This window comes from Ruminococcus sp. AM42-11 (genome assembly GCF_003480145.1).
Lineage (GTDB): Bacteria > Bacillota > Clostridia > Lachnospirales > Lachnospiraceae > Blautia_A > Blautia_A faecis.
The window spans coordinates 44,373-68,476 of sequence record NZ_QUIO01000015.1 but is presented as its reverse complement, the minus strand read 5'-3'; the positions used below and the strand labels follow the sequence as shown (position 1 = coordinate 68,476).

The following is a 24,104-nucleotide window of genomic DNA, read 5'->3' as shown; positions in this document are numbered from 1 at the left end:
AAGAAATTTTATATGCTTTTATCTAATATGTAAAAGCCTTTTGATAGACGTTACTACTACGTTTGCTGTAATTTCATGGAAAAAAGAGGTATACAGAAATATGATAGCTGATAAAATTAAAAATGCTCGTACTATAAAAAAACTTACACAGGAACAGGTTGCTGAAGACCTCAATGTTTCCAGGCAGACTATTTCTAACTGGGAAAATGGTGTTTGAGTTATAATAGGACCAAGTTAGATGAAAGCCAGTAAAATCAAGGGGTTATGCCTAATTTAGTCCTTATTTTTATACCAATTTAGCGGTAGATTAAGGCAGCGCTGTTATATCAAAACCGAAAATCCAAGTCAGTATCACAGATGTCCGCAATCAGTCTGAGAGTGAATCTGTGTGCTTAGATTAGGTACAATTTTATATCAAAACATTTAGTGAGGACTAAATTAGCACTTGAGATGGAATATTCCATCAGCTGGTTTGCTCCTCTTTTTATTTGAGAGGAGTGGTCGAATGGGCAAAGTGTTAATTTGGTTCGTAATCATTATTAGTACAGTGGTACTCTATTGTCTTATGAAAGTTAAGGCAGAGAGTGATGAACTGTATGAGGAATTAATCGTGTATATCGGGAAGGCCTAGAATATAATGAATTTACAGGCCAATTGAAATCCATCATTATGCCAGTATACCAATCCGCACAAAATTGTGGTTTTGGAAACTGGATTTACGAGGTGAGCTAGATGAAGGTACATAACAAATTAGTTAGAGATAAAATACCGGAAATAATAGAAAAAGACGGAAAGACTTGTGTAACTCATATTCTCTCAGGCGAGAAATATATAGTAGCATTGGAGACGAAGCTTAACGAAGAGGTGGCAGAGTATCAGGCTGATAAGAACCTTGAAGAAATGGCTGGTGTACTTGAAGTTCTTCAGGCGATATGCGTGGCAAGAGGTTATAGCTTGGATGAGCTTGAGACGATGAGAGCAAAGAAAGCTGATGAACGTGGTGGATTTAAGGATAAAGTATTTTTGGAATATGTTGAATAATGGGGAATGATTATGCATGAGCAGGTTGCAGGCTTTAAGGACATTCATACAGATATGCATTTCCTTCAATATCAACGGGAATATATAGTTTTCCTGTTGAGTTGGCAGCAAAGATTGCGGTACATACAGTAAACCGGTTCTTGCAGGATAATCCGGATTGTTTTGACCTGGTGGAATGGGTGCTATTTGATACTCATACTGAATCAGTGTATGAAGATGAGGTTGATAAGATATATTAAAAGATTAATCGGTTTAAGATTGGTTTGATTTACTCTGCTTAAACCGATTATTTAACCAATCAAGACTCCAAACTGCTATAAAATAGGGCTTATGATTGGTTTAATAGGGTCAAATTTAACTGATTTAAAAAGTTGCAATCTATTTACGGATGAAATAGGACATTTCTTCCTAAAAATAGTATGTTTATGGTATACTAGTATAATCCATTTTAGATAACAAACTATTTTAATACATATTCCTATTATGGTACAATTGAACCATCGGAGGTGCCAATTATGCCACATATCACATATTTGGCGTATCAGAAGCATGAAGCATGTTTCGATATTCCATAGGCGTACATCCGTATTTCTTGCGGAATAGCTGAAAGAAAAAGCTGGTATTCTGATATCCGACGGCAAGGCTGATATCATTTGTGGAAAGTGCGGTGCTCCTTAACAGTTTTGTCGCCTGAGAAAGCCGCTGTGTCTGGACCAGCTCTTTGTAAGTGGTTCCGGTATGCTGGCGTATGTAGGAAGAGAGATAGTTTGGGTGCATATTAAAAAACTCAGCTGTAGAAGAAAGGGTACAGTCCGCAAAGTTTGTTTCGATATATCGGAGTATGGTATAAATCTGATCCACAGAGGCGTGATCCAGAACCATATCGTGCTGGAAAAGATTAATCATCTCGCAGGTAATCAGCGTAAAAAGACTGTCTAAAAAAGGTCCGGATGTTACGGACGGAGAATAAAATTCACAGAGAAACTGGTTGGCAAGATCTGCCAGCCGGTTTTGTTTTTGTTCCGGGGAAAAGACAATATACCTGCTTTCCTGCATCGTGGTGTTCAGAGCCTCAATGAAAAAGTGTGTAAGGTAATTATCCTGAGACAGGCGTTCAAAAAAAGTACCGTTCAGATATTCGCGCGTCAGCAGAAAATTGATGATAATATCATTTTCTGAACATCTTTTGACAGAATGAGGGGCATTCTGGCTGATCAGAACCATCTGCCCGGCTTTTAGCCTGAATGTAGTCTTATTTATCGTCATTGTGCAGGAACCAGAATAAATATAACTCAACTCCAGCCACTCATGGATATGCAGAGGTACGTTTTCAAAACGATCCTGTTTTACAACAGCGAAGTTGTAATAACTCGGAAGAACTTTCTTTGAAAGAAATAAAGAACGCAGATCTTCAAGGTTCGTATCAAAACGGTAACAGGGTGTATCAAACTTACCGCTGGCAACAGGAAATTGTGAATAATCTTTCTTTACACCGTTCAGACGATGGGTTTCTTCGGGAGTGTGCTGCTTCAGAAATTGATTCAATGTAGATAATGTCATCATATATATTCTCTCCTTTTCGAGATATGAATGAACTGTGATTATGGTCATCAGCAGTTTATTTAACCTGTCTAAAATATACCATATTGGGGGCAAAGGTGTACAGAGTAATCTCGGATATTTATTAAGTTTGGTCGGTAAATCACTTATGTTTCGTTGATGTAATTTTAGTCTGTATAAAGTAAGATATCAGTAAGAAAAGGAGGCATAGGTTAGGATGAAGATATTTTTTGCAGTAGTGGTGATTGTTTTATTATTTGTAATCGGTGCGACATTATATGTCTACAAAAAAAGTGCCATGTTTTTGCCGGCACTTCTTGGCATCTGCGGATTTCCAAAAATAAAGGAAAGCAGCTATTACGATGAAAACGGACATTTCCGTCCAGGAACGGGGGAGGACAAAGTTGGATTTTTCATGCAGCATCCGGTATTCGGCGGTTTTAAACATATGTTTTTCAATGTGGAGGACAACGTGCTGAAAGCTATTGCGCCTGTAAAGTATAAGGATTTTTTAAAGGCGCAGGGTCGTGAGGAACAATTGGATGCAGCCTTGGAATCTTTCCATTATCTAACCGGACTTGTTGAGAAAGGTCAGGCAAGGCTGGTGCCGGATCTGTATCCTGCGGAAGCAGTGAATAGTCATCCGTACAGGTCACATCTGACGGGAATGTTTTATCAGGACAACAGGGAAAACCACTTGCCATTGTAGTTCCGGGAGGCGGATTTATCAGTAATGTAACTGATTGCGAGGGGTATCCTGCGGCGATGAAGCTGCATAAAATGGGATATTCTGTTTTCGTCATAAGTTATCCGGTCGGCAGGCAGCTGGGTGAGACAGAACAGGTGAAGCAGGGACAGGCTGCCGCGAGGGAACTGACACAAGTGATCCGATATCTGACGGAGCATCAAAAACAGTTTTATGTAAACATGGATGATTATGCCATCTTTGGTTTTTCAGCAGGAGGACTTATGACCACGGCGTATTCATTTGCAAATTATGAGGACTGCTGCCACAAGAATCATCTGCCAAGACCGAAGGTGATCTTCCCTATGTATGGTCTGGACTGGAATATCAAAGCTTTGCCGGAGGACAAAGGACTGGCGGTATTTTCTATCGTAGGGCGGGGTGATGAGTTCGGTTTTGCAAATGTGGAAGATAAACTGCCGGAATTAGAGAAGGTACTGGGCAAAGAAAATGTGTCAGTTAAAATCATTGACGGTCTGGGACATGGATTTGGCATTGGATATGAAACAAAAGTGAAAAACTGGCTTCAGGAAGCGGTATCCTTCTGGGAAGCCCACAGATAACAGAGGGTAAGATTTATTTAAGGAGGATTTCATAATGAGTAGAAACTTGAAAGAATTAATCAGAGAGATGACGCTGGAGGAAAAAGCAGGACTTTGTTCGGGCGCGGATTTCTGGAACACAATGGGAATCGAAAGATTAGGGATTCCGTCCGCTATGATGACAGACGGCCCGCATGGTCTGCGCAAACAGGAAGGAGCGGCGGATCATCTCGGCCTGAATAAAAGTGTGAATGCAGTATGCTTCCCGGCAGCCTGCGCCACGGCATCCAGTTTTGACGTGGAACTGATGGAACGTATGGGACAGATCCTTGGTGATGAGTGTCAGGCTGAGAACGTGAGCATGCTCCTCGGTCCTGCGGTTAATATCAAACGAAGTCCTCTCTGCGGAAGGAATTTTGAATATATGTCCGAAGATCCTTATCTGACAGGTAAGATGGCGTCAGCATATATCCGGGGCGTACAGTCGAAAGGCATCGGAACCAGTATGAAACATTTCGCCGTGAATAATCAGGAAACAGACCGTATGCAGATATCGTCGGAAGTATCGGAACGGGCTTTCCGGGAAATTTATCTGCCGGCTTTTGAGGAGGCGGTGAAGAAAGCGCAGCCAAAGACTGTGATGTGCAGCTACAATAAGATCAACGGAGTATTTTCTTCAGAGAATAAGAAGCTTCTGACAGATATCCTGCGAGATGAGTGGGGATTTGAAGGATATGTGGTCAGTGACTGGGGAGCTGTAAATGACCGGGTGAAAGGGCTGAAAGCCGGTCTTGATCTGGAGATGCCGGGATCAGAGGGATATAATACAAGAAAGATTATCCGGGCAGTGGAGAATGGAGAGCTGGAGGAGGAGATTCTTGACAGAACGGTAGAGCGCATACTGAAAGTAGTCTTCTCCTACGCAGATAACCGGAAAGCAGAGACTGTATTTGATAGGGAAAAGGATCACAAGGCAGCGGCAGATATCGAAACAGAGTGTGCCGTACTTCTGGAAAATAAGGGGGCGCTGCCGCTGAGAAAAGAACAGAAAATAGTCTATATCGGGGAATTTGCAAAGAAACCGCGCTACCAGGGCGGGGGATCGAGCCACATAAATACGGACAGCGTAGTGTCAGCTCTGGAAACTGCGGTGAGAAAAGGCAGGGCAGTGGAGTATGTGAAGGGCTTCTCGTCAGAGCGTGACGAAATGACAGAAGAAGAACTGAAACAGGCGTGTGAAGCGGCTGCGGGAGCAGATGCAGTTGTAATCTTTGCCGGACTGCCGGACAGCTTTGAATCGGAAGGATATGACAGAACATCCATGGAACTGCCAAAGTGTCAGAATCGTCTTATAGAGGTTGTGGCTGAGATACAGAAGAATGTGGTGGTGGTCCTACATAACGGAAGTCCCGTAGAAACTCCGTGGGCTGAGTCTGTAAATGCCATTCTGGAGATGTATCTGGGAGGAGAAGGCATCGGGGAGGCCAGCGACCGGCTGTTATTCGGGGAGGCGAACCCGGGGGGACGTCTGGCGGAGACTTTCCCATATCGTTTGGAAGACAATCCGAGTTACCTGAATTTCCCCGGAGACGGCAGGACTGTTCTCTATGGAGAAGATATCTTTGTCGGATACCGCTACTATGATGCGAAGAAAGTACCGGTGCGCTGGGCATTCGGACATGGTCTGTCATATACGGAATTCAGCTACAGCAATATGAAACTCTCTTCTGTAGAAATGAAGGATGGAGATGTTCTGAGGGTAAGCATTGATGTGGAGAATACAGGAAAGATGGCAGGAAGTGAAGTAGTTCAGCTCTATGTCAGCGACAAAGACAGCACCGTGCCAAGAGCAGTGAAGGAACTGAAAGGGTTTGCGAAAGTATTTCTGAATCCGGGTGAGAAGAAGACGGTTACAATGGAGCTTTGTGCGAGAGATTTTGCTTACTACGAGACAAAGATTCACGACTGGTATACTCCGTCAGGTACATATGAGATCCAGATCGGACATGCCAGTGATGATATAAGAGAAACTGCCAAACTTTCATTTACTACAGATGTATCGCTTCCGTTTACTGTAGATATGACCACGACAATGGGAGAGTTAATGAGCCACCCGAAGACAGCAGGAAAAATGATGGAGTATCTTGAGGGGATATCACAGGGAGAAGAATCAAAGAAAGAAGAAGGAGAAGTAGAACTTGTGACTCCGGAAATTATAGCCCAGATGCCGCTGAAGTCATTTCTGAGTGTGATTCCAGGTGAAGCGATTGAACAGATGATTGTAGAGTTGAATTCTCTGTGTGCAGAAGAGGGAAAGTGAGAATAAAATATGAATCAAGATAAGATAAAAATGAGAGAAAAGCTGTCATTTGCAATGGCAAACTTTGGAAACATTCCGATTATGACACTGATCAACGGATATTTACTAATTTTTTATACCAATATATGCGGCTTGAGTCCTGCTGCATGTGCGACACTGTTCCTGATCGCACGCTTTCTAGATGCTATTAACGATCCGTTAGTTGGATTTATAATCGACCATCTTCCGACCAGAAAAATGGGACATTTCCGACCGACATTGATTCTGGGAACAATTCTGTGTAGCGTCAATTTCCTTCTGCTTTGGTTTGGACCTATGTTATCAACATCGGGGAAACTGGCAATCGCATATGTATCGTATATTCTGCTTGGTGTGTTGTTCCCAGTCATGGATATTTCGCTGAACAGTCTTCTGCCGGTTATGACAGAAGATATGAAAGAAAGGAACAGCTTAAGTACAATCAAAGGGCTTGCATATGTGATCGGGGCGCTTGTAATCGGTGTGGCAGCTCCACTTATTCTTGGAGATACTTCTAACAAACAGGGATATATTAATCTTGTTCTGATCATGACAGCAGTGATTTTTTTCTTCTCTATTATAGGAACCATGGGAGTAAAAGAACGTGTAAAACCACAGATGGAGAACAGCTATTCTGTAAAAGAATTATTCAAGATTCTCAGTCAGAAGCCGGTGTACATTACATTCCTTGCTGTACTGTTATATTCGATTGGAAGCAATATCGTGAATGCAGCAAATACATACTTTTATACATATATTTTTGAAGACCTGACGTTGGCGTCTATTATTACGCTTATTACATGTGTTGCTGTTTTTCCGGCTACAATGGTCATTGGTAATCTGATTGGAAGGTTTGGAAAGAAGAAAATGTATGCGATTGGACTTGCACTTGCAGGACTTGCACCAATCATCCGTCTGTTGGATGTGAGGAGCATTCCCCTTCTTATTGTCTCTGTATTGATTGCAGGAATAGGAGCCGGCTTTGCAGCACCTCTTAATTATGGAATACAGGCAGATAATACAGATTATATCGAAGTGTCTATGGGAATTAGGGCAGAAGGTGCTGTCGCATCTCTTTCCAGCTTTGTCTCCAAGTGTGCAATGGGAATCGGTGGTGCGATTCCGGGGTATCTGCTGCAGTTAGCAGGATTTGACAGTAAGGCGGCAGTACAGAATGACGATGTGATTAATGTGATCGTCCTCTGTGTGCTAATATTGCCGGCAATCGTAAATGTGGTGGCCATTGTGATCTTCTCAAAAGGTTATCCTATTACCAAGGAAAAATTGAATGAGCAGACATATCTGTTGAGGGAGAAACGGTCAAAAGCGGGAATAAGTGAATAAGAATGATAGAGAAGGAGTATCAGCATGGGAAAGATTTATGCGGCAAAAACAAATCATATCACAAATCCGATAGGGTTTAATATGGATACTATTGCATTTTCATGGAAAGTGAAAGGATGCAGGGGACAGAACCAGAAACATGCAAGGATTGTAATCAGCAAGAATAAAACCTTTACAGATATCTGTTACGATACAGGTGAAACAGAGTTGGACAGCCTCTCTACAAGAGTAGAATTTGAAATACAGCCGTATACAAGATATTACTGGAAGGTCATTGTTGCAACAGATGTAGAGGAAGTAATCGAATCAGATGTACAGTTTTTTGAGACTGCAAAATGGATGAACCATGGACTGGAAGATGGATTACTTGTGACAGCAGTCAGGAACGTCATCCGATTTTTTCAAAAAGGATTGAACCGAAAAAAAAAGTGAAAAGAGCAAGGTTGTACATTTGCGGTCTGGGATTGTATGAGGCATATTTTCTGGGGGAAAGCAAAGAAAATCCTGAGAAAATCGGTGATGAGTATCTGACTCCGTACTGCAATAATTATGACCAGTGGATCCAGTATCAGACGTATGACATCACGAAACAGGCAGAACAAGGCGGTGTGCTGTCTGTTCTTCTCGGAAACGGCTGGTATAAAGGCAGGTTCGGTTTCAATGATCCGGAGCGGGAAGCATATTACGGTGACGAGTGGAAGCTGATTGCGGAGATTCACATAGAGTACAAAGACGGAACGAAAGATGTGATCAGTTCTGATGAAACCTGGTCAGTTACAAGAAGCAATTTGTGGTTTTCCAATATCTATGACGGTGAGAGAAGAGATGATACGCTGCCGCCGGTAGAGGAGTCTCCTGCGCGGATCGCAAAGGTTCCGAAAGGCCGGCTTATGGAACGGTTATCTCTTCCGGTTAAGGTACAGGAGGAGATGAAGCCGGCAGAACTGATCCATACGCCTGCTGGAGAAGATGTATTTGATCTGGGGCAGGAGATCGCAGGGATCTTCCGACTGCGTGTACATGAGCCGGCGGGGACAACTATCAGGATTCAGACGGGAGAGGTGCTTCAGGACGGATGTTTCTATAACGAGAATTTAAGAACTGCACTTTCGGAGTACATTTATGTTTCTGATGGTACAGAAAAGGTGATTACGCCTCATTTTACATACTATGGCTATCGATATGTGAAAGTGACCGGGATTAGGGATCTTTCATGTGAGGATTTCACGGCGCTTGTTCTTTACAGCGATTATGAGAGCATCGGGGCAATCGAGACAGGGAATGATCTTGTGAACAAATTGATCTCCAATATCGAATGGGGGATGAAAGGAAACTTCCTGGATGTGCCTACAGACTGCCCGCAAAGAGATGAGAGAATGGGCTGGACAGGGGATGCACAGGTATTTTCTGCGACTGCAAGCTATCTGGCTGATACCTACGCGTTTTACCGGAAATATTTATATGACATGTATCAGGAACAGCTTCTGGCGGACGGAATGGTTCCGGAGATTGTCCCCACATTCGGACCGACAAAATGTTCCTGCGCATGGGGAGACGCTGCGTGTATCATTCCGTGGAACGTATATCTGTTCAGCGGGGACAAAACAATCCTGGAAAGCCAGATTGAGAGCATGAAGGCATGGGTTGATTATATTCGCAGGATTGACGGAGATCATCACGGATGGAGACAGATCTTCCATTATGGAGACTGGCTGGCTCTCGACCGTACAGGCGCTGCCGCGAACAGTGTGTACGGGGCGACCGATGAAGCATATATCGCGGATATCTACTATGCGGCAAGCGCCCAGACAGTCGCAAAGGCGGCGGACGTGCTTGGACTGGAAGAAACGAGACAGGAATATCAGGAAATCGCAGACCGTCAGTGGCGGGCAGTGAAAGAAGAATATTTTACTTCCACAGGAAGATGTGCGGTGAAGACGCAGACAGGGCTTATCCTTGCGCTGAAGTATCATCTGTCTGAAAATGAAGAACTGACAAAGCAGATGATGAAAAACTCCTCCGGGACAACAAAAATAAACTGAATACCGGGTTTGTGGGTACGCCGCTTCTGTGCAACGTGCTGACAGACCACGGGATGACGGATGCGGCGTACCGGCTGCTTTTGAACGAAGAATATCCGGGTTGGCTTTATGAAGTGAAGCTGGGGGCAACGACCGTGTGGGAGCGTTGGAATTCACTGGATGAGAACGGCCATGTCTCCAGCACGGGAATGAACAGCCTGAATCATTATTCATATGGCGCCGTACTGGAATGGATCTTCCGCCATGCGGCCGGGATTGATGTGACGGAACAGAGTCCGGGAGGCCGGGTGATGCGGATCAGCCCGAAAGTGAATCGCGGACTGGGATATGTAAAAGCGGTTTATGATTCAGCATGCGGATGCTATCAGTGCGGTTGGGAGATATCAGGGGATAATAAAATCACTGTCACTGTTACAGTTCCGTTTGGCGGAAGGGCAGAAGTGGTTCTTCCACTTGCGCCGGAATCTGTATATGAAGATAAAGAAAACCCACTGTTTGAAGATGTAGAAAACGGAATTTGCCGTGTGAAAGCCGGAGAATATGAAGTCACTTATGAGGCGTCACAGCCTTTAAAGAGGAAATACAGCATAGATTCGACAATGGAAGAACTGCTGAACCATCCGGATATTCGCGCGTTTCTTTCTCAAATGATGGAAGTGGATATGATTCCGGATATTGCATATGGACTTTCGCTTAGAGATGTCGCGAAAACATTCGCAGGAGAAATCAAACCAGAGGAAGCACAGATGCTGGATATTGCACTGGCAAACTTCTAATAAGGAGCAGAGAGATGAAGAAAGAAAATCAGAAAGTAAAATTATCTGAAAAATAGGGATGTTGATGGTATGTGCAGGAAACATACCGCTTATGACACTTTTATCCGTATATTTTATGATCTATTACACAACTGTGGTGGGACTGGATCCCAAGGCGCTTGCGACCTTGTTTTTAATCTCTAAGGTAATGGATGGAATCAGCGATCCTGTCATGGGCTTTATTCTGGATAGATTTCCCGTAACAAAAATGGGAAAATTTCGCCCTATGCTGATTCTGGGAACCATTATCTGTGTCATAAACTATATTCTGCTGTGGTTTGGCGCTGTCTGGAGTCCTGTAGGAAAATATGTGATCGTTTATGTTACCTATTCAATACTTCTGTATACTGCGCGCCAATCTTTGGATGGAATTCCTGTCGGATCATGGCAGATACAGCAGCACTCCTCGGGCATACATCAGACGAATTATACTATGATGACATTGCGTCCAGAATGAAATCTGCCATTCAAAAAGGACTGATCGATGATGATGGGAAGATGCCTCTTGATTTTATGGGCAGTTATGTGCTGGCAATCGCATTTGATCTTGCTCCTGAAAGGAAGAAAAAAAGTATCGCCGGACATTTGATCCGCAAGATAGAAGAAAACGGGGATTGTCTGGATACAGGATTCCTGACGACACCGTATCTGCTGGATGCACTCTGTAAGATCGGCAGGATGGACAAGGCATATAAAATCCTGCTCCAGACAAAGTGCCCGTCATGGCTTTATGAGGTGAAGCAGGGAGCGACAACAATCTGGGAAAATTACATTTCTTACAAGGAGGACGGGTCTCCGGTTATGACAAGCCTGAACCATTATGCCTTTGGATGCGTGGACGACTGGATGTTCCGGAAGATAAGCGGCATTGATATGGCTGCTTCCGGATTTAAGAAGATTGTGATTGCGCCGGAGCCGAATAATGCGTTTACAAGTGCAAAACGTACCTATATGAGTGAGTACGGTAAAGTAGGGGCAGAGTGGAGTATGGAAGAGGGGAAATTTAAATTGAAAGTGGAGATTCCCTGTAACACAACTGCCACTGTAAAACTGCCGGATGGCAGATTGTATGAGGTGGGGAGCGGAATATATCAGTTTGAATAAAAGTATCAAAGGAAATAAAATGACAGTATTTGTGAGAACTGACCGGCAAAAGCAGACGGTCAGTTTTTCTTAATACGAAAGTTGAAAATAATACGAGGAGTTTAGGATTATGAAAAAGAAAATATTGAAGATTACCTTAAGTGTCGTTTTAATTTTGATTCTGGCTGTGGGTATAGGTCTGGCATATTTAGTAGGGGCGGCAGGCGGTGGTGGACCGTTTGATTTTGTTTGGAAGAACAAACTGAAAAAAATGCCAGGAAACGCAGAAAAATATAGTCTGGAAAATGTAGAACCCTTAGAAAACAGTCCGCTTGAAGGAAAGCGTATTTGCTATCTTGGATCGTCTGTAACTTTAGGGCTGTACTCAATGGATGTTTCCTTTGTAGATTATATCTCTTATAGAAATGGCTGTGAGTATGTAAAAGAGGCCGTAAGTGGTACTACTTTAGTGGATAACGGAAAGACGTCTTATATCCAGAGGATGAAAAATAATATCGGTACAGATGAGAAATTCGATGCATTTGTCTGCCAGCTTTCCACGAATGACGCGTCGAAGGAAATGCCGATAGGAGAACTCAGCCGTTCAGAAAATTTGGAAGATTTTGATACACAGACGATAACAGGAGCAATGGAATATATCATTGTATATGCAAAGCAGACATGGAATTGTCCCGTGATCTTTTATACTGGAACAAAATATGACAGTAAACAGTATCAGCAGATGGTAGATGTATTATTTGAGCTTCAGGATAAATATGGAATAGGCGTGATCGACCTTTGGAATGACGAGGAGATGAATGACGTTTCTGAAAAAGAATATGAAGTTTATATGGCAGATCCGGTTCATCCGACGCAGGCAGGATATCTGGAATGGTGGACGCCTAAGATGGAAGAATATTTATATTAATTTTTAGAAAGATGATTATTATATTAAGTTTCGTCGGTAAACCGCTTATATATCGTTGGTGATTTGCCCTTTGGGATTATTTATAATTGAATCAAACAATGAAAGGACGGATAACGAAATGGAAAATGCAGTTACAAAAAGAGAAAAAATCAGTTATGGTTTGTATTTTATGGGACAGAATGTATTCTATGGACTGATAGGATATATGACTACATATTTTACAGATATCGGCATAACGGCAGCATTGGTTGCGATCGTGGCGCTGATCACGAAAGTGTGGGATGCCATCAACGATCCGATCTTCGGTATGATCATGGATAAGGTAAATTTTAAGAAAGGGAAATTCCTGCCGTGGCTTCAAATATCTGTCATAGCGATTCCGGTGGCGACCATTCTTCTTTTTACAATACCTACCGGGATTCCCATGATGGCTAAAATCATATGGGCAACACTTGCTTATATGTTATGGGATACAGCCTATACCCTTTGTGATGTGCCGATTTTTGGTATTGTCACCACGATGACAACGGACCAGAAGGAACGTATTTCACTAAACAGTATAGGAAGGATGTTTGTTATTTTTGCAGGTATTGTTACAGGAATTGTCCTGCCGTTGGTACGGCAGCGGTTAGGCGGCTGGGCGACAACAGTAATTGTGTTATCTCTTTTGTCAGTTGTTATGATGATTCCAATCTGTCTGTTCGCAAAGGAGAGAGTAATTGAAAAAGAAAGAGCACTGGACGAAGGGGCAGAAGATAGTTATACGCTGCGCGATATGGCAGAATGTCTGCGAAAGAACAAATATTTATTGATTTTCTTTGCGGCTCCGCTCATCAGCAGCCTGCTTAATGTTGGTGCAAATTGGGGCTTATATGTTGCCCGGTACTGCCTTGGCGGTGAAGAAGCTGCCTCATATGTTTCGATGACGGTGATTATTCCGACCTTAATCGGTGCGGTTATGGCAGTAGAATTATGCAAGAAATATGACAAATTTAAAGTCTTCTATATTTCATATGTTTTCGCTTTACTTCTGGGAATTGTAAGATTCATTGCTGGGTATGAGAATATGACGGTGTATGTGACTTTAAATGCCTTAGGAGGAATTCCGCTGGGAATAGCAGTTATACTGCAGTATCAGTTTACGCCGGACTGCTACGAGTATGGACAGTACAAGACAGGATTAAAAATGCGTGGTGTAACGTTTGCAGCGCAGACATTTTTTACAAAATTAAATGGAGCGGTCGCAACAGCAGTCAGTGTGTTTGCGTTAACTTTAATCGGCTTCCGGGAAGGAGAAGGCGTTGTTCAGGCGGCAGGATTTGCCGATAAATTATGGACATTCAGCTGTCTTGGCAGCATTATCGGGGGGATTTGCACTCTGCTTATGCTTCGCCTTTACAAGCTTAATGACCATGATGTCCAGCTGATGGCAAAATGCAACAATGGTGAGATTAGCCGTGAAGAGGCAGAGTCACAGATGATCAATCAGTATTAAGAAAAGAATGGAGGACTTTTGCGATGGACAGAATAAAGGAACTGATTTCAAAAATGACGCTGGAAGAGAAGGCAAGTCTCTGCTCGGGCGCTGATAACTGGCATACGAAAGAAATCAAACGACTGAACATTCCGTCAGTTATGATGGTGGACGGCCCTCACGGACTGAGAAAGCAGGAAGGGGAAACGGATCATCTGGGATTGAATGAAAGTGTGAAGGCCGTTTGTTTCCCAGCAGCCTGTGCAACAGCCTCCAGCTTCGATGTTGACCTGATGGAACGGATGGGAGAGACGCTGGGAGCGGAGTGTCAGGCCGAGAATGTAAGCATGCTGCTTGGCCCGGCGGTGAATATTAAAAGGAGCCCGTTATGCGGGCGGAACTTTGAGTATCTGTCGGAGGATCCATATCTGGCAGGTAGGATGGCATCGGCATATATCCGCGGAGTACAGAGTCAGGGCGTGGGGACAAGCATTAAGCACTTCGCACTGAATAACCAGGAAACACTCCGTATGACGATATCTTCCGAGGTGTCAGAACGTGCGCTCAGGGAAATCTACCTGCCTGCGTTTGAGGAAGCGGTGAAAGAATCAGCTCCAAGAACCGTCATGTGTAGCTACAACAAAATAAATGGAGAATATGCTTCGGAAAACAGATATCTTCTGACAGATATCCTGAGAAAAGAATGGGGATACAAAGGCTGCGTCGTCAGTGACTGGGGCGCTGTAAATAACCGTGTGAAAGGACTGCAGGCCGGACTGGATCTGGAGATGCCTTATTCCGGAGGATACAATGACAGACAGATTGTGAAAGCAGTACAGGAGGGAAGACTGGACGAAGCTGTGCTGGATGAAGCGGTGGAGCGGGTATTGAATGTTGTATTTGCCGGTGAAGAGCAGCATTGTCCGGAAATTATATCTGATAAGGAAACAGATCATAAAAAAGCAGCGGATATTGAGACGGAATGTGCGGTCCTGCTAGAAAATAACGGTATACTTCCGTTGAATACAGACAGAAAGGTTGCCTATATAGGGGAATTTGCCGAAAAGCCGCGGTATCAGGGCGGCGGCTCCAGCCATATCAATCCGTTCAGGGTCGTTTCGGCATTAGATGCTGCCGGAGAAAAAGGGCGTAGCGTGACTTATGCAAAAGGATTTTCTATGGAAAATGACGCGATGACGGAACAAGAGCTAGAAAAAGCGCTTCGGACTGCTGCAGAAGCAGACGTCGCGGTGATCTTTGCCGGTCTGCCTGAGATATTTGAGTCGGAAGGGTATGACAGAACATCTATGAAGCTGCCCCAATGCCAGGACCGTCTGATCGAAGAAGTGTTGAAAGTACAGCCTAATGTTGTAGTTGTACTCCACAATGGAAGCCCGGTAGAACTGCCCTGGGCTGATAAAGTAAGCGCGATCCTTGAAATGTATCTCGGAGGTCAGGGCGTTGGCGAAGCCTGTGACTGGCTGTTATACGGAGAAGCGAATCCGTCCGGCAGGCTGGCGGAGACATTCCCGTACCGGCTGGAAGATAATCCGAGCTACCTTCATTTCCCAGGAAATGGAAAGCGGGTGTTATATGGTGAGGATATCTTTGTCGGGTACCGCTATTATGATACAAAGAAGGTTCCGGTGCGGTATGCATTCGGACATGGGCTGTCTTACACGGAATTTGCTTATGAGGACTTGAATTTGTCATCGGCTCAAATGACGGATGAGGATATCCTGACGGTCTCCTTCAAGGTGAAAAATACAGGAAAGACAGAAGGAAAAGAAGTCGTACAGCTGTACGTGGCTGACCTGTGCGGCATATCGGAGAGACCGGTCAAGGAATTGAAAGGATTTGCCAAAGTTCATCTCCTGCCGGGAGAGGAAAAAACGGTGTCGATGGAAATTTTGGCGAGGGATCTTTCCTATTATGAAGAACGTCTCGGGAACTGGTATGCGCCATCCGGAACATACCGGATCCTGATCGGCCATGCTTCTGATGACATCCGATTACATGCTGATATTGTATTTGAAACACAGAAAGAACTGCCCCTTCGCGTAGATTTCACAACAACGTTCGGAGAATTATTGGATCATACGAAAACCGCTCCCGTTATTACGGAACTGCTGGCTCCATTGGCAGCAGCAGCCGCATCAGCAGAAGGTATGAGTGACGAATACAAGAAGCTGGGAGAGCAAGTTATCCGGGAAATGCCGATGAAATCTCTGCTGGGACAGATGCCGGGAGAACAGGTGGAACAGCTGATCGGTCAGTTGAATTGCTTACTTGCACAATAGGATAATTGAGGAAGGATGTTCAAAAAATGAAAAAAGAACACGAAATTTTATTTGAACCATTTAAAATTGGAACGGTAATGATTAAAAACCGTTTTGTTTTGGAACCAATGGAAGGTACAAACATGATAGACTGCTTACCTATTTTTAAAATTGGTGAGGATATCTATGATTATTATGTGGAGCGTGCAAAGAATCATGTAGGTTTAATTATTCCCGGAATGGTTACTCTGCGTAGTATGGTGGGGAAACAGTGGCTTTATGAGCAGAAAGAAATATTCGAAGGACTAAAGCCGCTTTTAGCAGAAATTCATAGTTACGGTGCAAAAGTGTTTTTGCAGATTGGTGCAGGATGGGGACGAACATTTACCATGCCGCTGGCATTAAAGGAACTTTATGAAAAAGAGAAGGAAACCGGACAAAAGTCCATGTTTGACTGGGATAATCTTCTTGTAGCCCCTAGTGAACTGCCTAACCGTTGGCTTCCAGAAATTATACATAGACCACTGACGGAAGGAGAAATTCTTGAGTATGTGGATGCCTATGGTAAGACAGCCAAACTTTGTATGGAGACAGGGTTTGACGGTGTGGAAGTGCATGCCGTGCATGAAGGCTATCTGCTGGATCAGTTTACAACGAAGTATACGAATCGGAGAACAGATCAGTATGGGGGGACTTTTGATAACCGCTACAGGTTTGCGAAAGAAGTTGTAGAGGAGATTAAGCGACAGTGCGGTGACACATTCCCTGTATCCCTTCGGTATTCCGTAACCAGTAAGACAATCGGCTTTGGTATCGGGGCAGTTTATGGTGAGAAATTTACAGAAGCCGGCAGAGATCTTGAGGAAGGGCTGAAAGCCGCAAAATATCTTCAGGATGCAGGATATGACATGCTTAATGCGGACAATGGGACTTACGATTCATGGTACTGGGCGCATCCGCCTGTATATATGCCTTTAAACTGTAACATGGCGGAGGTGACACGATTAAAAGAAGTGGTAGAAATTCCTGTGGTATGTGCAGGAAGAATGCAGCCGGATGAAGCTTCAGCATCTATATCAGAAGGAAAACTGGATGCTATGGGAATCGGACGTCAGTTCCTGGCGGATCCGGAATATATTGTAAAACTGGAACAGGAGAAATTTAGCGACATTCTTCCTTGCATTGCATGTCATAATGCATGTCTTCCGATTTATCATTATGAAGGCGTTGGCTGTGAAATCGATGAAGAGGATGGAAAAACACAAGGGCATTGTGCGTTGAACCCTAGGACATTCTGTGAGCAGAAATATGATTTTGAGAAAAAAGCAGCTGTAACGAAAAGTATTGCGGTCATCGGCGGGGGTATCGCTGGGATGACTGTAGCCCGAATTGCGGCAATACGAGGTCATGAGGTAACTATTTATGAAAAGAGTGACCGGCTCTGTGGTGTGTTTAATGCTGCAGCAGCACCTGAATTCAAAGAAAAAGATAAAGAATTTATAAGATGGATTCAACAAGAAATAGAAAGCCTGCCGATTAAAGTGGAATACAACTGTGAAATTACAACTCTGGCTGAGCTGACAGAAGATGAAATTATCATTGCTACGGGCGCAAAACCTAGAAAGCTAGATGTTCCGGGACAGGAAAAAGCTATTGAAGCAACGGAATATCTGCTGGGGAGAAAAGTAGGAAAGGACGTCGCTGTAATCGGCGGAGGTTTGACGGGCTGCGAGATTGCCTATGACCTTGTGCTGAAAGGAAAACGACCGGTTATTGTGGAAATGGCAGACGATATTTTAAAGACCAAGGGACTCTGCATGGCAAACTCCAGTTGTATGAGAGACTTATTGCGGTATTATGAAGTTCCTATTTATAAAAACGCAAAGCTCTTAGAAATCATTGAAAATGGAATTGTTATTGAGACAGCGGAAAAGACAATACAGTTGGAATGCGACGACGTGATAATGAGCTGTGGTTATATGCCAGACACGAGGCTTGTTGACGGCGGAACACAACAGGGGAAAACGAATATTCATATAGTCGGCGATGTTAAAAAGGTTGGAAATTTGAAAACAGCAATCTGGGAGGCTTATGATTTAGCATTTTCTTTGTAAGATTAAACTCTTAAGCGGACAAAGAGGCTTTTAATATATTATAGAAACACTGCTATAAGAATTATTGATACCATTAGGCTGTCGATTTTTGAGGGATGTCATATACAGAATTATACTGACTAATATTAAGTTTTAATCGGTATTTCAATTTGTGTGATGTAATCATCAAAGGAGTCAATGAAGAGTTCATTGATTCCTTTTTCATATGCAAAATCGCAAAATGTAATACCATGCTTGTTGGGCCGGCTCTATCAAAGATGATAAGCCCTTTTTCCTGTCTCAGAAACCTGGATAGGACTTAGATTTCTTACCCAGTTTAAGATAGTTGACTTTGCTACGCCATATTCACTTGATAACTGAGGAAATGAGTAATTTCCTGTATTGTACAAATCCACAATTTGTTGCTTAAACTCTTGTGTGTACTTCTTTTGGTTTTTTGCCATGTTGAACAGCTCCTTTACATTATTATGATTATTATAGGCTGTTCAACTTTTTATGTCTATGGTTATATACTAACACCAATAAAAGCCAAAAGAGAAGGCATAACAAGACAGGAAGCAATAGAAAAAATATTGGCATTACGGGAGTAAGGTACATTGTAGTAGTTGAATTTGATATGTGAAAGGAAATGTAGGTATGAGAAAAAAGAACGACACAAAGGAGGAAAATGGGAAACTTCTTCTTTCAGTAAAAGAAACCTGTGAATTAACTGGGTTATCTGAAAAAACAGTTCGTACTATAATGGCTGAAAATGATTTCTGCGTCCGAATTGGGCGCAGAACACTTGTACACAGAAAAAAATTCGAACACTGGTTGGAGGAACAGGACACTTGAATATTTTTTAAGAACGTGTTAATATTCTGATGTACTTGAAATCTGGCCTGGAAAGGATGAACACAGTATGGGAAAATCTTTGAAAGGCAAAGAATTAGGAAGTGGACTTTCGCAAAGGAAGGACGGACGTTATCAAGCCAAATATTATATACCAGGTTCCCCGAAACCAAAATATTTATATGATAGAAATTTGGCAAAACTAAAGAAAAAACGTGATCTGGAAAAAGCAAAATATATTCTGGGTTATAATGATAAAGCGAAAAAATATAAAGTTTCTGAATGGTTTGATGAATGGATGAAACTTTACAAAATTGGGCGAATTAAAGCTAATACGGTTCGTGGATATGTAGATGGATTTGAGCGGGGTGCAGATTTTATTGGCTCTGTGAGGCTTGATTGCCTCACACCCTCTCATATCTACAATATGGTTGAAGGAATGCAAAGCGATGGCTATGCGGAATCATCAGTTGTCCATACTTTATCAATTGTAAAGCAATTACTTCAAAGTGCGGTAGATAATCAAATGATTCCAATGAATCCCTGTAAAGGGATTGCAATAGAAAAATCCGAAAAAGTAACAGTTGATCCAATATTGGAGGATGAAAGCAAAATACTTCAACCAGAGGAAATTAAAACATTTCTTGATGCAGCAAAAAACACGAGATATTATGAACTATTTTATATTATTTTGAATACTGGAATGCGTATTGGCGAAATTACAGCACTTTGCTGGTCTGATATTGATTTTGAATGTCATCGAATTCGTGTATATAAAACACTGAATAGAACGACGATTTATTTTGATGAAGGAAAAAATCGATTAGAAAAACCAGAGTCAGTTAAACAGATAACGACGCCTAAGAAAAAGGCAAGTTATCGTTGGATTCCTATGACAGAGGGTGTTGAATTGGCATTTCACTCTTGGGAGAAAAAGCAGATTGCGGATAAAGAAAAAAGCGGATCATCATGGGGAAAGGAAAATCCTTTCCTCAAAGATTTTCCGGATCTTGTATTCACAACACAACCAGGAGGGGTTTTTCTTCCTCAATATGCAAACGCGGAATGTTCACGTATTATAAGCATAATTGAAAAAAAAGAGATCGAATTAGCTGAAAAAGAAAATAGGGAACCTCGTCTTTATGAGGTATATCCCCATAAATTTCGGCATACGTTCGTCACCAAACTGAATGAGTCTAATATGTCTCCATTTACGGTGAGTAAGATTGTGGGACATACAAGCGTAAATATGACGAACTATTATACACATCTGGAACAGGATTATGTGGCAGATGAATTTAGAAAATTTGCTGCAAAATACGATGAGGGAAAAGTTCCGGCGGTGCCAGAAAAAGAATAAAGGAAAATTATGAAGAATACTACTGATAACATACAAAATACTAACCGGGGGTCAAATGGGGGTCAAACTACTATTTCAGGTGCTTCAAACCCGCATAAATTAAGGGATTCAGCGCAAACCATGAAACTGTCGCCCATGATGCAGGAATACTGCAAAACAAAAGAAGAATACAAAGACTGCATCTTATTTTATCGTCTCGGGGATTTCTACGAGATGTTTTTTGATGATGCACTTCTGGTATCCAAGGAGCTGGAACTGACGCTCACCGGTAAAGACTGCGGTCTGGAAGAACGTGCTCCTATGTGTGGAATTCCCTTTCATGCAGCTGATACCTATATTAACCGTCTTATTGAACGGGGACATAAAGTTGCAATCTGCGAACAGGTAGAGGATCCGAAAAAAGCAAAAGGACTTGTAAAGCGTGCTGTTATCCGTGTGGTTACTCCCGGAACTACTTTAGATGCAACTTCTTTGGATGAGTCAAAGAACAATTATCTGATGTCAATTGTCTCCATAGCAGACCGCTTTGGTTGTGCAATAGCGGATATTACCACAGGTGACTGTTTCCTTACAGAAGTACCAAATAGCCAGAAACTGGTTGATGAGATCAACAAATTCAGTCCGGCTGAAATCATATGTAATGATTCCTTTTTTATGAGTGGGGTTGACACAGACGATTTGAAAGAACGTCTTGGAATTTGTATTTTTTCCCTGGATGCCTGGTATTTCGATGATGATACCTGCAGAAAAGAATTAAGGGAACATTTTCACGTAACCAATCTGGAAGGCCTTGGAATCAGCGATTATGACAGTGGAATCATAGCTGCCGGAGCGCTGTTTTTGTATCTTAAGGAAACGCAGAAGACTGCACTTTCTCAGATGACTACCATCCGTCCTTATACGGCAGAGCGTTATATGCTGATTGACAGCTCCAGCCGACGAAATCTGGAGTTGGTGGAGACCCTCCGTGAAAAGCAGAAAAGAGGTTCTCTTCTCTGGGTACTGGATAAGACTAAAACAGCCATGGGTGCCCGTACTCTTCGCTCCTTTGTGGAACAGCCACTGATCGATGCAGAAGAGATCAATCGCAGACTGGAAGCTCTTGAAGAGCTGAATGAGAAACCGATGCTCCGCGATGAGATCCGGGAATATCTCAATCCAGTGTATGACCTGGAGCGTCTGGTCAGCCGCATCAGCTTTAAGTCTGCAAATCCAAGAGATATGGTAGCATTTGCGTCCTCTCTGGAAATGATTCCTTATATTAAACAGGTTCTCAAGGACTTTCAGGCACCGATTCTGAAAGAAATCTACGAGGACATGGACAGTCTTGAAGATATTACAGATCTGATCAAGCACGCCATTGTAGATGAACCGCCCCTTGCCCAGAAGGATGGAGGCATTATTCGTGAAGGCTTTAACGAAGATGTGGATAAATTCCGCAGTGCCCGCACAGATGGAAAAAAATGGCTTACAGAGCTGGAAACAAAGGAACGTGAGCGTACCGGAATCAAATCCCTGAAGATCAAATATAACCGTGTATTCGGCTATGCCCTTGAGGTAACCAATACGTTTAAAGAACTGGTGCCGGAGAACTACATCCGTAAACAGACTCTTGCAAATGCAGAACGTTATATTACCGAGGAGTTGAAAAACCTTGAAAATATGATCCTTGGCGCTGAAGATAAACTTTATGCCCTGGAATACGAGCTGTTTTCCAATGTCCGTGATAAAGTTGGCCAGGAAGTGATAAGAATCCAGCGTACAGCCAAGGCAATTGCAGGTCTGGATGTGTTTGCATCCCTGGCGCTTGTTGCTGAGCGCAATCATTATGTACGCCCGAAGGTAAATGAAGGCGGAATTATAGATATCAAAGGTGGCCGTCATCCGGTTGTAGAGCAGATGATCGATAATGATATGTTCATTGCCAACGATACATACCTTGACAATACTAAAAAAAGAATTTCCATTATTACAGGCCCCAATATGGCAGGTAAATCTACATACATGCGTCAGACTGCGTTGATCGTACTTATGGCGCAGATTGGAAGCTTTGTTCCGGCAGATAAGGCTGTGGTTGGAATTGTAGACAGAATCTTTACTCGTGTAGGTGCATCAGATGACCTTGCCAGCGGACAGAGTACTTTCATGGTAGAAATGACTGAGGTTGCCAATATCCTTAGAAATGCCACTGCCAAGAGCCTTCTGATCCTGGATGAGATCGGCCGTGGAACCAGTACCTTTGATGGTCTTGCCATTGCCTGGGCAGTGATTGAACATATCAGTAATACAAAGCTTTGTGGAGCCAAGACATTATTTGCCACACATTATCATGAACTGACTGAACTGGAAGGAAAACTATCTGGCGTTACCAACTACTGCATTGCAGTTAAGGAAAAAGGTGACGATATTGTTTTTCTCCGCAAGATTGTAAAAGGCGGCGCAGATAAGAGCTATGGAATTCAGGTCGCCAAGCTGGCAGGTGTTCCGGATTCTGTTATTAACCGTGCAAAAGAGCTGGTTGAGGAATTAAGCGATGCAGACATTACTGCTGCTGTAAAAGATCTGGCTTCACCGAAGAAGAAGCCGAAGGTAGAAATGGATATGGCGCAGATGTCATTATTTGACACTGTACAGGACAATGACATTATTGAAGAATTAAAAGGCATTGACATTGGAAATCTGACTCCCATGGAAGCCTTAAATACGTTATACAATCTTCAGAATAAGATAAAGAACAGATGGTAACTGACAGCTGACTTTCATATATGGTGCTGTCACCGGCAGGCGACATGTCCGTATTGTGAACCGAAGCGGTCAACCTGCTTTTATATGGAGAGAAAAACTTGAGAAAAATAGCAGTTTTAGATAAACATACCATTGATAAAATTGCAGCAGGTGAGGTGGTAGAGCGCCCTTCTTCTGTTGTAAAGGAGCTTGTAGAAAATTCCATTGATGCTGGTGCTACTGCTGTAACAGTAGAGATTACAGATGGAGGAAAGAAGCTGATCCGTATTACAGACAACGGAGGGGGAATTGAGGCTGCTCAGGTACCTACGGCATTCTTAAGTCATGCTACCAGCAAAATTGAAAAAGTAGAAGATCTGGAAAACATAGCCTCACTGGGATTCCGTGGTGAGGCTTTATCCAGTATTGCCGCAGTTTCCCAGGTGGAGCTGATCACAAAAACTCCTTCTGCTATCAGCGGCGTGCGTTATGTGATCGAAGGCGGCGTAGAACAAAGCTTGAGGAAATGGGAGCTCCAGATGGAACTACTTTCCTGGTTCGGAATCTTTTTTACAACACACCGGCCCGGAGCAAGTTCCTGAAATCTGATTCTTCAGAAGCAAATTATATTGGAACTATGATGGAACAGCTTGCTCTTTCCCATCCGGAGATTTCTTTTAAATATATTCAGAACAAACAGGTGAAACTGCATACTTCCGGCAATTATAATGTGAAGGATGTTATTTATAATGTATATGGCCGGGATATGGCGAAAGCACTTCTGGAAGTCTTCTACGAAAATGATTTTATGAAAATTGAGGGATACGCCGGCAAACCGGAGGTTCCAGAGGAAACCGAAGCTTTGAGAACTACTATGTAAATGG

General features: G+C 42.9%; 22 protein-coding genes and 1 pseudogene. 21 read left to right on the top strand and 2 right to left on the bottom strand.

The window, feature by feature from the left end; translation table 11 throughout:
* Nucleotides 1–100 precede the first annotated feature (100 nt).
* The 3 genes from DW904_RS10505 (at nucleotide 101) to DW904_RS10500 (ending at nucleotide 1,041) form a co-directional block, all read left to right on the top strand.
* Nucleotides 101–217 carry a helix-turn-helix transcriptional regulator gene (locus tag DW904_RS10505; protein ID WP_117854322.1) on the top strand — a complete coding sequence of 39 codons (117 nt, stop codon included), beginning with the start codon at nucleotides 101–103 and terminating at the stop codon, nucleotides 215–217.
* Nucleotides 218–505: 288 nt separating this feature from the next.
* Nucleotides 506–631 (top strand): hypothetical protein, encoded by a 126-nt coding sequence (locus DW904_RS24525; protein ID WP_262579799.1) that lies wholly within the window; start codon nucleotides 506–508, stop codon nucleotides 629–631.
* 101 nt (nucleotides 632–732) lie between these two features.
* Complete coding sequence (locus DW904_RS10500; RefSeq protein WP_117854323.1) at nucleotides 733–1,041, top strand: nucleoside triphosphate pyrophosphohydrolase; 309 nt, start codon at nucleotides 733–735, stop codon at nucleotides 1,039–1,041.
* Between the two features lie 525 nt (nucleotides 1,042–1,566).
* Here the strand turns inward: DW904_RS10500 and DW904_RS10490 are convergent.
* Entirely contained in the window at nucleotides 1,567–2,604 is a 1,038-nt protein-coding gene (locus tag DW904_RS10490) for an AraC family transcriptional regulator (RefSeq protein WP_178105360.1), read from the bottom strand.
* Between the two features lie 214 nt (nucleotides 2,605–2,818).
* Here DW904_RS10490 and DW904_RS23255 point away from each other — a divergent pair, with 214 nt between their 5' ends.
* The 13 genes and pseudogenes from DW904_RS23255 (at nucleotide 2,819) to DW904_RS10440 (ending at nucleotide 18,305) form a co-directional block, all read left to right on the top strand.
* Nucleotides 2,819–3,310, top strand: coding sequence for a hypothetical protein (locus DW904_RS23255; protein ID WP_207664910.1), 492 nt, complete (start codon nucleotides 2,819–2,821; stop codon nucleotides 3,308–3,310).
* On the top strand, nucleotides 3,304–3,909 hold the full coding sequence (locus tag DW904_RS23250) for an alpha/beta hydrolase (RefSeq protein WP_347562114.1): 606 nt from the start codon (nucleotides 3,304–3,306) through the stop codon (nucleotides 3,907–3,909). The genes DW904_RS23255 and DW904_RS23250 overlap by 7 nt, the downstream gene beginning before the upstream one ends.
* Before the next feature lie 34 nt (nucleotides 3,910–3,943).
* Nucleotides 3,944–6,208, top strand: coding sequence for a glycoside hydrolase family 3 C-terminal domain-containing protein (locus tag DW904_RS10480; protein ID WP_117854327.1), 2,265 nt, complete (start codon nucleotides 3,944–3,946; stop codon nucleotides 6,206–6,208).
* Between the two features lie 9 nt (nucleotides 6,209–6,217).
* Entirely contained in the window at nucleotides 6,218–7,570 is a 1,353-nt protein-coding gene (locus DW904_RS10475) for a glycoside-pentoside-hexuronide (GPH):cation symporter (protein WP_117993828.1), read from the top strand.
* Between the two features lie 24 nt (nucleotides 7,571–7,594).
* On the top strand, nucleotides 7,595–8,002 hold the full coding sequence (locus DW904_RS23865; protein ID WP_243110375.1) for a hypothetical protein: 408 nt from the start codon (nucleotides 7,595–7,597) through the stop codon (nucleotides 8,000–8,002).
* Nucleotides 7,906–9,797: pseudogene (locus DW904_RS10470) on the top strand (family 78 glycoside hydrolase catalytic domain); the annotation flags it as partial. The gene DW904_RS23865 and the pseudogene DW904_RS10470, both read left to right, overlap by 97 nt.
* A 3-nt stretch (nucleotides 9,798–9,800) precedes the next feature.
* Entirely contained in the window at nucleotides 9,801–10,388 is a 588-nt protein-coding gene (locus DW904_RS23860) for an alpha-L-rhamnosidase C-terminal domain-containing protein (protein ID WP_347562113.1), read from the top strand.
* 91 nt (nucleotides 10,389–10,479) lie between these two features.
* On the top strand, nucleotides 10,480–10,884 hold the full coding sequence (locus DW904_RS10465) for an MFS transporter (protein WP_195993080.1): 405 nt from the start codon (nucleotides 10,480–10,482) through the stop codon (nucleotides 10,882–10,884).
* A complete protein-coding gene (locus tag DW904_RS10460) occupies nucleotides 10,812–11,531 on the top strand; it encodes an alpha-L-rhamnosidase C-terminal domain-containing protein (protein WP_118580254.1) in 720 nt (239 codons plus the stop codon). The genes DW904_RS10465 and DW904_RS10460 overlap by 73 nt, the downstream gene beginning before the upstream one ends.
* A 109-nt stretch (nucleotides 11,532–11,640) precedes the next feature.
* Nucleotides 11,641–12,438 carry an SGNH/GDSL hydrolase family protein gene (locus tag DW904_RS10455; RefSeq protein WP_180210996.1) on the top strand — a complete coding sequence of 266 codons (798 nt, stop codon included), beginning with the start codon at nucleotides 11,641–11,643 and terminating at the stop codon, nucleotides 12,436–12,438.
* A gap of 118 nt (nucleotides 12,439–12,556) precedes the next feature.
* Nucleotides 12,557–13,933, top strand: coding sequence for a glycoside-pentoside-hexuronide (GPH):cation symporter (locus DW904_RS10450; protein ID WP_117854333.1), 1,377 nt, complete (start codon nucleotides 12,557–12,559; stop codon nucleotides 13,931–13,933).
* A 23-nt stretch (nucleotides 13,934–13,956) separates the two neighbouring features.
* Nucleotides 13,957–16,212: a glycoside hydrolase family 3 C-terminal domain-containing protein gene (locus tag DW904_RS10445; protein ID WP_118580251.1), complete on the top strand. Its 2,256-nt coding sequence runs from the start codon at nucleotides 13,957–13,959 to the stop codon at nucleotides 16,210–16,212.
* Between the two features lie 26 nt (nucleotides 16,213–16,238).
* Nucleotides 16,239–18,305 (top strand): FAD-dependent oxidoreductase, encoded by a 2,067-nt coding sequence (locus DW904_RS10440; RefSeq protein WP_117854335.1) that lies wholly within the window; start codon nucleotides 16,239–16,241, stop codon nucleotides 18,303–18,305.
* 251 nt (nucleotides 18,306–18,556) lie between these two features.
* Here the strand turns inward: DW904_RS10440 and DW904_RS10435 are convergent, their stop codons facing one another.
* Nucleotides 18,557–18,748, bottom strand: a complete 192-nt coding sequence (locus DW904_RS10435) for a transposase (protein WP_226818136.1) — start codon at nucleotides 18,746–18,748, stop codon at nucleotides 18,557–18,559.
* A 193-nt stretch (nucleotides 18,749–18,941) separates the two neighbouring features.
* Between DW904_RS10435 and DW904_RS10430 the strand changes: the two genes are divergently transcribed.
* The 5 genes from DW904_RS10430 (at nucleotide 18,942) to DW904_RS25480 (ending at nucleotide 24,100) form a co-directional block, all read left to right on the top strand.
* Nucleotides 18,942–19,139, top strand: a complete 198-nt coding sequence (locus DW904_RS10430) for a helix-turn-helix domain-containing protein (protein ID WP_118580248.1) — start codon at nucleotides 18,942–18,944, stop codon at nucleotides 19,137–19,139.
* A 67-nt stretch (nucleotides 19,140–19,206) separates the two neighbouring features.
* On the top strand, nucleotides 19,207–20,496 hold the full coding sequence (locus DW904_RS10425; protein ID WP_118580245.1) for a tyrosine-type recombinase/integrase: 1,290 nt from the start codon (nucleotides 19,207–19,209) through the stop codon (nucleotides 20,494–20,496).
* Between the two features lie 120 nt (nucleotides 20,497–20,616).
* Entirely contained in the window at nucleotides 20,617–23,241 is a 2,625-nt protein-coding gene (gene mutS, locus DW904_RS10420) for a DNA mismatch repair protein MutS (protein ID WP_243110374.1), read from the top strand.
* A gap of 98 nt (nucleotides 23,242–23,339) precedes the next feature.
* Nucleotides 23,340–23,822 carry a DNA mismatch repair endonuclease MutL gene (mutL, locus tag DW904_RS25485; protein WP_347562107.1) on the top strand — a complete coding sequence of 161 codons (483 nt, stop codon included), beginning with the start codon at nucleotides 23,340–23,342 and terminating at the stop codon, nucleotides 23,820–23,822.
* Between the two features lie 35 nt (nucleotides 23,823–23,857).
* Nucleotides 23,858–24,100 (top strand): hypothetical protein, encoded by a 243-nt coding sequence (locus tag DW904_RS25480; RefSeq protein ID WP_347562106.1) that lies wholly within the window; start codon nucleotides 23,858–23,860, stop codon nucleotides 24,098–24,100.
* The last annotated feature ends 4 nt before the right edge of the window (nucleotides 24,101–24,104 follow it).